The 9,222-nt window shown below is 41.8% G+C and carries 11 protein-coding genes; 6 read left to right on the top strand and 5 right to left on the bottom strand.

Annotated features, from left to right (window positions below; translation table 11 throughout):
- Positions 1 to 17: 17 nt before the first annotated feature.
- Positions 18 to 1,238, top strand: a complete 1,221-nt coding sequence (locus K1X56_03910) for a bifunctional 3,4-dihydroxy-2-butanone-4-phosphate synthase/GTP cyclohydrolase II (GenBank protein ID MBX7093844.1) — start codon at positions 18 to 20, stop codon at positions 1,236 to 1,238.
- Positions 1,239 to 1,300: 62 nt separating this feature from the next.
- Entirely contained in the window at positions 1,301 to 1,582 is a 282-nt protein-coding gene (locus K1X56_03915) for a hypothetical protein (protein ID MBX7093845.1), read from the top strand.
- A 49-nt stretch (positions 1,583 to 1,631) separates the two neighbouring features.
- Here K1X56_03915 and K1X56_03920 read toward each other — a convergent pair whose 3' ends face one another.
- The 4 genes from K1X56_03920 to K1X56_03935 are packed head-to-tail and all read right to left on the bottom strand — an operon-like array spanning position 1,632 to position 4,621.
- Complete coding sequence (locus K1X56_03920) at positions 1,632 to 2,327, bottom strand: YjjG family noncanonical pyrimidine nucleotidase (protein ID MBX7093846.1); 696 nt, start codon at positions 2,325 to 2,327, stop codon at positions 1,632 to 1,634.
- Entirely contained in the window at positions 2,324 to 2,806 is a 483-nt protein-coding gene (locus tag K1X56_03925; protein ID MBX7093847.1) for a hypothetical protein, read from the bottom strand. The genes K1X56_03920 and K1X56_03925 overlap by 4 nt, the downstream gene beginning before the upstream one ends.
- A gap of 3 nt (positions 2,807 to 2,809) precedes the next feature.
- Positions 2,810 to 3,460, bottom strand: a complete 651-nt coding sequence (upp, locus tag K1X56_03930) for a uracil phosphoribosyltransferase (GenBank protein ID MBX7093848.1) — start codon at positions 3,458 to 3,460, stop codon at positions 2,810 to 2,812.
- Between the two features lie 15 nt (positions 3,461 to 3,475).
- Positions 3,476 to 4,621 carry a cysteine desulfurase gene (locus K1X56_03935; protein ID MBX7093849.1) on the bottom strand — a complete coding sequence of 382 codons (1,146 nt, stop codon included), beginning with the start codon at positions 4,619 to 4,621 and terminating at the stop codon, positions 3,476 to 3,478.
- Positions 4,622 to 4,739: 118 nt separating this feature from the next.
- Here K1X56_03935 and K1X56_03940 point away from each other — a divergent pair, with 118 nt between their 5' ends.
- Together K1X56_03940 and K1X56_03945 are read left to right on the top strand one after the other, a co-directional pair.
- Positions 4,740 to 5,666, top strand: coding sequence for a hypothetical protein (locus tag K1X56_03940; protein ID MBX7093850.1), 927 nt, complete (start codon positions 4,740 to 4,742; stop codon positions 5,664 to 5,666).
- An 80-nt stretch (positions 5,667 to 5,746) separates the two neighbouring features.
- A complete protein-coding gene (locus K1X56_03945) occupies positions 5,747 to 7,399 on the top strand; it encodes an acyl-CoA carboxylase subunit beta (protein MBX7093851.1) in 1,653 nt (550 codons plus the stop codon).
- Between the two features lie 26 nt (positions 7,400 to 7,425).
- Here the strand turns inward: K1X56_03945 and K1X56_03950 are convergent, their stop codons facing one another.
- The gene (locus tag K1X56_03950; GenBank protein ID MBX7093852.1) at positions 7,426 to 7,749 is read right to left on the bottom strand and encodes a hypothetical protein; all 324 of its coding nucleotides are present in this window, start codon (positions 7,747 to 7,749) and stop codon (positions 7,426 to 7,428) included.
- Between the two features lie 156 nt (positions 7,750 to 7,905).
- Between K1X56_03950 and K1X56_03955 the strand changes: the two genes are divergently transcribed.
- Together K1X56_03955 and K1X56_03960 are read left to right on the top strand one after the other, a co-directional pair.
- Positions 7,906 to 8,538, top strand: a complete 633-nt coding sequence (locus K1X56_03955) for a peroxiredoxin (protein MBX7093853.1) — start codon at positions 7,906 to 7,908, stop codon at positions 8,536 to 8,538.
- 353 nt (positions 8,539 to 8,891) lie between these two features.
- A partial coding sequence (locus tag K1X56_03960; protein ID MBX7093854.1) for a hypothetical protein occupies positions 8,892 to 9,222 on the top strand: 331 nt, incomplete at its 3' end.

A 9,222-nucleotide genomic window follows, 5' to 3' on the forward strand; every position in this document is an offset into this window, starting at 1 on the left:
CCAAAACGACCGCGAAGATGGAATACAAATTAAATACGATCGAAGAAGCCATTGAGGACATCCGCAATGGTAAGGTGATTATTGTGGTGGACGATGAAGATCGTGAGAATGAAGGAGACTTCTTAACCGCGGCACGTAATGTGACTCCGGAAATCATCAATTTTATGGCTACGCACGGAAGAGGATTAATCTGTGCGCCATTGGTAGAAACACGTTGTGATGAACTGGGCTTGACCTTAATGGTTCAACAAAACAGTGCTACCTATGAAACGCCATTTACAGTTTCGGTGGATCTGATCGGGCATGGAACTTCTACCGGAATTTCTGCATCGGATCGTGCAAAAACAATTAAAGCCTTAATCAATCCGGAAACGCGTCCCGATGAATTGGGTAAACCCGGACATATTTTCCCTCTGCGCGCAAAAAAAGAAGGCGTATTACGCAGGGCGGGTCACACCGAAGCCGCCACCGATCTTGCGCGTTTAGCAGGCTTTGAACCGGCGGGTGTGATTGTTGAAATTATGAATGAAGACGGCAGCATGGCCCGTTTACCGGAATTGATGGTGATCGCTCAAAAATTCGATTTAAAAATCGTTTCCATTGAAGATTTAATCGCCTATCGTCTGAAAAAAGAATCCTTAATTGAACGTCAGATTGTTGTTGATTTACCCACTGAATTAGGTCATTTTAAACTCTACTCCTACACCCAAACCACCAATGGAATGGATCATCTTGCATTGGTAAAAGGCGAATGGGAAAAAGATGAACCCATTTTGGTTCGTGTTCACTCCAGTTGCATGACCGGCGACATTTTCGGAAGCTGCCGCTGCGATTGTGGTCCCCAATTACACAAAGCCATGGAGATGATCGAAAAAGAAGGCAAGGGCGTGATTTTATACATGAATCAGGAAGGCCGCGGTATTGGATTACTCAATAAACTAAAAGCCTACAAACTGCAGGAAGAAGGGTTGGATACTGTGGAAGCGAACCTGAAGCTTGGATTTAAAATGGATGAGCGCGACTATGGTGTGGGAGCTCAGATTTTACGTGATTTAGGGGTGACAAAAATGCGTTTGATGAGTAACAACCCGAAAAAACGAACCGGGATGATTTCATACGGCCTGGAAGTTGTGGAAAACGTTGCTATTGAGATCAATGCGAATCCGCATAACGCCGCCTATCTCAAAACCAAAAAAGAGAAAATGGGTCATTCACTGAACCAGGATCAGTTAAAATAACTTAATTTTTGGGCACTGTTTTTGATTTGATTATATTGCACTAACTCTAAAATTAAAAAGTCATGAAAAAGATTATCGTTGCTGTTGCGCTTTTCGCATTCGTTGGAACTTCTACTGCTTATACTTATGCTGCTGTAAACGGAACTAAAACCGAGAAAGTTGATAAAGATAAAGACAAGAAGAAGAAAGAAAGTAAAGACAAAAAAGCTTGTTGTTCTAAAGAAGGAGCTAATGCTTCAACTTCCGGAACTGCTACAGGAAAAAGCTGTTGCAGCAAAGGTAGTTCAACTACCGGTTCTTCCTGCCATGGAAAAACTGAAGAGAAAAAAGAAGAAAAGAAATAATTATTCGATTTTCATAGAAAGCCCTCACCCACCGGTGGGGGTTTTTCATTTAGAGCAGTTCCTTTAATTGGATCAGGGAATGGATTTCGTGATTCGCCTTTACCTGATGTTCTTTTTGAACGGGATTAAATAAAATGGTAAACAAACCCATCTCCCCTGCTCCACGAATATCAATATCAGGTTCATCTCCAATCATCACCGAGTGATGTGGCATTGCATTGGAGATTCCCATGGCATATTTAAAAATATCAGGATGCGGTTTGCGCACACCGGCCATTTCGGAAGTGATTACGCCCTTAAAAAAAGTATTGATTTTCGTATTTCTCATTTTACGTCCCTGAATTTCTTCAAAGCCGTTGGTGATAATGTACATGGGATATTTAGCTGCTAAATATTCGAGGACCTCATGCGCATGGGGAAAAAGATTGGTTTTTTCGGGCGACAATTCCACATATCCATCAGCAAACTTTTCGTGCATGGCAGGATCTTCTACGCCATAGGCAGAAAGTGCTTCACGAAATCTTCCGATTCGCAGTTCTGCTTTCTCCATTTCTCCTTTACGATAGGCTTCCCAATAGAGGTGATTTATTTTTTTGTAGTCGGCAATAAATTGAAGGGTATTTCCAATGACGGATTCCAGTCCGTGAATACGAATTAAATCCTGCAATGCTTCGGAGGAATTTTTTTCAAAATCCCAAATGGTGTGGTCGAGATCAAAAAAAATGGTTTTTACCTGATCTCTCATCCAAATAAAGTATTGATGAGTTTCATGACCTGATCATTCAGGAACGTGAGAATAAAGGCCCATCCAATGGTGGAAATAAAAAGTGCCGTAAGTGTTTTTATTTTATTGGGAAAAAATCGTGCGGCCAGAATTGATCCAATGGGAATAGAAATGATGCAAGGTGTTACAATGGCGATGCCGATGATTCCAAAACGGTTTTTAATGCGTACTACTTTTCGTTTAAAAGGGGTAAATACTTTACGCACCACCACAATTCCTGCTTCGCGTTTTTGCTGGTCCTTTTTCTTACGCCGGTTTTGCGACCAACTGATAATAGAATCTGCTCCCAGGTAAAAAAAGGAGACACCGAATAATCCGCTTACCGCAACAAGTATTACGGTTTCCCAGGTAGTGAATCCTGCCCCCAATGCAGCGGATGGCGCAAATAGAAATTTGGTTGCTCCAAGGAAAAATACAGTTATGAGTCCGATCCAGTTCAATCCCTACAACTTTACACCAAACGCTAAATCACCTGCATCTCCAAGTCCGGGAACAATATATGCCTGCGCCGTTAATTCCTCATCAATGGCTCCTATCCATATCGTTGTATTGTGCGGCATATTTTTCTTTACATAAGCCACACCTTCTGCGCTTCCGATTACGGAAACCACGTGAACGTGACGAGGCGTTCCGTTTTTAAGCATGGATTTATAAGCAGCAACCATCGATCGTCCGGTGGCCAGCATCGGATCGCAAAGAATCAGATCTTTTCCCTCCAATGAAGGAGAAGCCAAATACTCGAGATGAATATCGAAGGTGTCGTCGTTATGATGTTGACGGTACGCTGAGATAAACGCATTTTCTGCCCGGTCGAAATAATTCAGCATGCCGATATGCAGTGGTAATCCCGCACGGAGAATGGTAGCTAAAACCGGCTGCTGAGCGATGAGATGGCAATTGGCCGTACCGAGTGGGGTCTCCACTTCGCGGGGTTCAAAATGCAATGTTTTAGAAACCTCATAAGCTAAAACCTCACCGATGCGTTCCATATTCCTTCTGAAACGTAAAGGATCTTTTTGAATATGCACATCGCGGAGTTCTGCGATAAAGGTTGAAAATACAGAGTTGATTAAAGCAAGATTATGTACGGGTATCATTTTAAAATAAAATCAGTGTGCGACAACAATTCCTATGGTTTGTTTTAAAATTTCGATGGTGTGTTCAATTTCTTCTTTGGTGGTGTATTTAGAAAATGAAAAGCGGATATTACTTCGTGTAGGATCTACCCCCAATGCACCCAATACATGCGATCCTTTGTTGCTTCCCGAACTACAAGCCGATCCGCCGGATGCCGCAATACCTGCAATATCGAGCGAAAACAACATCATATCCGATTTTTCATTGGGCGGGAACGACACATTCAACACCGTGTAGAGCGAACTTCCTTCTGCATCGCCATTAAACTGAACGCCGGGAATCTCTGCCTTTAAACGTTCGATCATGAATCGTTTTAAACCCGAAATATGATCCATGTGTTCCTGCATTTCGGAATGTGCAATTTCAAAGGCCTTACCTAATCCAACAATCCCGTATAAATTTTCGGTACCACCGCGGTGACCACGCTCTTGTGCGCCTCCGTGTACAAATGGTTCCAGTTTTAATCCTTCGCGGCGGAATAAAAATCCCACGCCTTTTGGACCGTGAAATTTATGCGCTCCACAAGCTAAAAAATCGACAGGAATCACTTTGGTATCGATGGGATAATGGCCCATGGTTTGAACCGTATCGGAATGAAAAAGCGCCTGGTATTGTTTACACATTTCAGCCACCTTTTTAATCGGCAATAAATTCCCGATTTCATTATTGGCATGCATCAGTGAAACCAATTTTTTTTCCTCATCCGCAGCTAATACCTGTTCCAATTGTTCTAAATCGAGGTGACCATTACCTTTCACGTTTAACCAGGTTACCTTCACTCCATACGCTTTTTCTGCCTCCTCAATGGAGTGCAAAACCGCATGGTGTTCCAATGGCGATGAAATAATATGCTTTACCCCAAGATCTCTGCAGGAACATAAAATCGCCGTATTATCAGCTTCTGTTCCTCCACTGGTAAAAATGATTTCACCGGGTGATGCATTTAAGAGCGCAGCAATCGATTTTCTGGCCGCTTCAATGGCCGATCTTGTTTTTCTGCCGAAGGAATGCGTTGAAGAAGGATTTCCAAAATCTTCCTTCATCAATGGCAACATGGCCTCCAACACCAATGGATCCATCGCTGTGGTAGCGGCATTGTCCAGATAAATCTTTTTCATAATGTAAAAATAAGGAAATTAAACCGATAGAAAAGGGAAAATCGGGGATTTCGATGACCGCTGGGATTTTAACTATCTTGTGCGGGTCATGACTGTTTTTAGGTATCACATCTATTGCATGTTCCTGCTTTTAGTGGGCGGATTTTCTGCATGCGACCAACAGTCGACCCCTACCACCGCAGGATCTTCCAACCCTAAGCCGGATTTAATAAATCAGGAATTCTCTGCCGATCCGGATGTGAACCCAGCTGAACGTTTGGTGGACAGTCTGATTGACAGCAATCATGATTCCATTTTGCTCCAGCTGTGTTATGGAACGTATTACCATCACCAGGGTGATTATTATTTAAGTTTCAGTAATCCGGAGGGTCCCGATGATTCTGCATTTTGTTATGTTGAGGAACGGTTGAAAATGGGAAAAGCTGAAGTGGTATTTATACGAACCGCTTTTAATCCGAGTCAGATTACAAGTCCCCGTTTCTTCGAAGAATCTGCTTTCATATTGCTCCCTCAGGGTAAAAAATGGAAAATATGCGATGCCTATCTGCACAAATCCATCGATAATCATGATGAAATTTCAGTGATTGTAAAGGAAGATTCCATTCAATTTTTAAAACGACTTATCAGCGGAAATTATTCGCCGGGTTTCTATTATGAATCAGCAGAAATTAGTGTGATTGATCATTTAAAATTTAAAGCCGCCAAATTGGTTCTTTCTCTCAAAAACAACAATTACGCTACTGAACAATGCATGTATGCCACAGAAAATTCCGAATGCAGTTGCGTTAGCGACAGCGGTGCATTTTCGTATCGCTATAGGCAGGATTTAAATGCGTTGTGGATCGACTACAGTTCAGTGAATGAGTTTGCATCGGATTGTGCACATCCCGAGCGCAAAGAAGTTTACAGGCAAAAACAAATTACAGCGATGAATGGCGATACCCTTGTAGAGTGTTTTTACGAGAAAAAAGGTCCGGCCATGACGGACCATGAGGTGGATTCCATTCCCTATTCCACCCTTAAGTCCATCTTTTTGAAGCGATAAGTCTGAACAGGGGGATTAATTCTTTGTTATCCTCTTTTCTTTTGGCCTTCGGGTCTTATATTTGGGGACATTTTTCGATTATGAGCACAGTTGAACATAAAAAACAAGATCTGGAATTCAATAAGAACGAGGACCAGATGAAACTTTTGATTTCTCAAATGAATCGTCGCCTTGATGTTATTCACGAAGGTGGCGGTGCAAAGCGTATTGAGAAACTGCATAAGGAAGGTAAACTCTCTGCTCGTGAGCGCCTGGATTATTTGTTTGATGAGGATAGTCCACGTTTAGAAATCGGAGCATTTGCGGGTTATGAAATGTATGAAGAACACGGTGGTTGTCCCGCCGGTGGTGTGGTGGTGATGATGGGATATGTTTCCGGAAAGCAATGTATTGCCGTTGCCAATGATGCCACCGTTAAAGCCGGTGCATGGTTTCCGATTACTGGCAAGAAAAATTTACGCGCACAGGAAATCGCTATCGAGAACCGTTTACCCATTATTTACCTGGTTGACTCTGCAGGTGTGTATTTGCCTATGCAGGACGAAATTTTTCCGGACAAAGAACATTTTGGTCGCATTTTCCGCAATAATGCCATTATGAGCTCCATGGGTATTCTTCAGATTGCTGCAGTAATGGGATCTTGCGTTGCGGGTGGTGCTTATTTACCTATCATGAGCGATGAGGCTATGATTGTAGATAAAACCGGAAGTATTTTTCTGGCCGGATCGTATTTGGTAAAGGCAGCAATAGGTGAGGATATCGACAATGAAACACTTGGAGGCGCTACCACCCATTGTGAGATTTCGGGGGTAACGGATTATAAATGCAAGAACGACGAAGATTGTCTGGATCGCATCCGCAATATCATGTCGAAAGTTGGCGACTATGAAAAGGCCGGATTCAACCGCAGTACTCCTGCTCCACCGAAAAAGGACGAAAACGAACTCTATGGTATCCTCCCCGATTCGCGTGTAAAACCTTACGACATGCGCGAGATCATCGACCGCTTGGTGGATGATTCTGAATTTGAAGAATACAAGGAACTGTATGGAAAAAGCATTATCTGCGGATTAGCCCGTATAGATGGCTGGGCTGTGGGTATTGTGGCCAACCAGCGAATGGTAGTAAAAAGTAAAAAAGGCGAAATGCAGCAAGGCGGTGTAATTTATAGCGACAGTGCCGATAAAGCCGCACGCTTCATTATGAATTGCAATCAGAAAAAAATTCCTTTGGTGTTTTTACAGGATGTAACCGGATTTATGGTTGGTTCACGCTCTGAACATGGCGGAATTATTAAAGATGGAGCCAAACTTGTTAATGCGCAAAGTAATTCTGTTGTACCCAAGTTCACCATTGTGATAGGAAACTCCTATGGCGCCGGAAACTACGCCATGTGCGGAAAAGCGTATGATCCGCGATTAATTGCCGGGTGGCCTACTGCACAAATTGCGGTAATGGGAGGAGCTCAAGCCGCAAAAGTTCTGGTGCAGATAGAAGTAGCTTCTTTAAAAGCAAAAGGGGAAGAAATTACCCCTGAACGCGAGAAAGAATTATTCGAAAAAATCAAAGCAAAATACGATAAACAAACCACGCCTTATTATGCCGCTTCCCGCTTATGGATGGATGCCATTATTGATCCGCTGGATACGCGTAAATGGATTTCCATGGGAATTGAAGCCGCTAATCACGCTCCTCTTACCAAGGCGTACAATGTTGGCGTAATTCAGGTTTAAAAAAAAGGCAGTTATACTGCCTTTTTTTATAATGCTACACGAGCAAAAGCTAAATAAAAACTCATAAAGGCAACTACCAATCCCAACAATGCGAAAAGCAAGGCGCTACCGGTTTTTGATTTAAAATAAGAAATAAGGCCTAGTATGAATCCTATTCCAGCAAGAATTGTTCCCGCTAATCCACTTAGATCACTTAAACTTCTGTATTCACTATAACGCGCAAATTCTGCAGGACCGGCATTTGGATTATCAAGGATGCCTAAATGAGGTTGAACTACAAAATAGTTGTACAAAAAAGCTACCGCTCCTAATGCAACCAATACCATTGAAATAACATTTAATTTTTTCATAAATCATATTTATTGCTGAATATCAGTAAATTGTTTTGTTTTACAATGAAAAAAAAATGACGCTTCTAAACATTTTGTTCACATTTATGTTCTTCATGTTTAAACATTACTTCTACATTTGCATCTCTAAACAGGTTTAATTTAAAATTTTATAAAATGTCAGTTTTAGTAGGAAGAAAAGCTCCCTCTTTTACAGCTGCTGCTGTAGTAAACGGAAATCAGGTGGTGAATGATTTTTCACTGGACCAATACCTGGGTAAGAAGCACGTGTTGTTCTTCTTTTATCCTAAAGATTTCACGTTTGTTTGTCCAACCGAATTACACGCGTTCCAAAACAAACTTGCTGAGTTTGAAAAACGCAATGTTGCCGTGGTTGCCTGTTCTACCGACACCGAAGAATCGCATTGGGGTTGGTTGCAAATGAGCAAAGATCAAGGCGGAATTAAAGGGGTAACTTATCCGATTGTTGCAGATACCTCTAAAACCGTTTCTGATGCTTACGGTGTACTTGCCGGTGAATATGATTATGACGACGAAGGCGAATTAGTAGCCAGCGGTCCGATGATTGCTTACCGAGGATTGTTTTTAATTGACAAAAGCGGTACTGTAATGCACCAGGTGGTGAATATGTTCCCATTGGGACGCAGCGTTGATGAAGCACTTCGTATGGTGGATGCACTTCAATTCTTCGAAGAAAACGGAGAGGTTTGTCCTGCAGACTGGCATAAAGGTTCCGAAGGAATGAAAGCAACCCACGATGGCGTTGCGAACTACCTCGCCAAACACTAATTCTTATCAAGAACAGAAAGGTCCGGGATTCCGGACCTTTTTTTTTGCAACAAGATTTCATTTTCGGTCAATCGATGAGCTAAGTCCAGGTAAAAGGGCGCTTTTTGTTATTGTTTGGACTTTTAACTCGTCTATAAATTTTATATCTTTCTTTAATAAAAATGCTGACTGATAATGCCAAATTCTAAAATTTGAATTTTACCTATTACCGGAAGAATAAAATAGATTCAGAAATAAATGCCAGCAAACAACCTATTTTTCATGCCCTTATTGGAAATCCCTCCCGGGACCTATTTTGTAAAAGTAATCGTTGATGATTGCATAATTGGGGTTAAAAAACTTGTAGTTATAAAATGAAAAAACTCATTCTATACCTCTGTTTTTGTTTCATCATTCCTGTTGGCCATGCACAGGTTTATTTTAACAGGGATATTGATCACTTTTCGGCCCCCTCGGAATGTGGAACAGGTATCGTGAGTGACTCCGGAAATTACTTTATTAATTACATGGTGTACAGTTCGGGAGCCACCAATGGATATGGATTGATGAAATTAGACAGTTTTGGAAATACCTTATTTGACCGATTTTATCCACTGAATGGTTATCGGGCGTTTAGTGGTCTATCCGGATGTTTTATTCAAACATTGGGTGGTAATTTAGTGGGCTGTGGAGATCTCACCGATA

It is taken from the genome of Flavobacteriales bacterium (assembly GCA_019694795.1).
Classification (GTDB): domain Bacteria; phylum Bacteroidota; class Bacteroidia; order Flavobacteriales_D; family UBA2798; genus UBA2798.

Excerpts from the sequence above, each read along its gene's own strand:
- K1X56_03950 (MBX7093852.1), bottom strand. The coding sequence starts at position 7,749 with ATGAAAAAATTAAATGTTATTTCAATGGTATTGGTTGCATTAGGAGCG.
- K1X56_03935 (MBX7093849.1), bottom strand. The coding sequence starts at position 4,621 with ATGAAAAAGATTTATCTGGACAATGCCGCTACCACAGCGATGGATCCA.
- K1X56_03920 (MBX7093846.1), bottom strand. The coding sequence starts at position 2,327 with ATGAGAGATCAGGTAAAAACCATTTTTTTTGATCTCGACCACACCATT.
- K1X56_03945 (MBX7093851.1), top strand. The coding sequence starts at position 5,747 with ATGAGCACAGTTGAACATAAAAAACAAGATCTGGAATTCAATAAGAAC.
- K1X56_03955 (MBX7093853.1), top strand. The coding sequence starts at position 7,906 with ATGTCAGTTTTAGTAGGAAGAAAAGCTCCCTCTTTTACAGCTGCTGCT.
- K1X56_03940 (MBX7093850.1), top strand. The coding sequence starts at position 4,740 with ATGTTCCTGCTTTTAGTGGGCGGATTTTCTGCATGCGACCAACAGTCG.
- K1X56_03915 (MBX7093845.1), top strand. The coding sequence starts at position 1,301 with ATGAAAAAGATTATCGTTGCTGTTGCGCTTTTCGCATTCGTTGGAACT.
- K1X56_03910 (MBX7093844.1), top strand. The coding sequence starts at position 18 with ATGGAATACAAATTAAATACGATCGAAGAAGCCATTGAGGACATCCGC.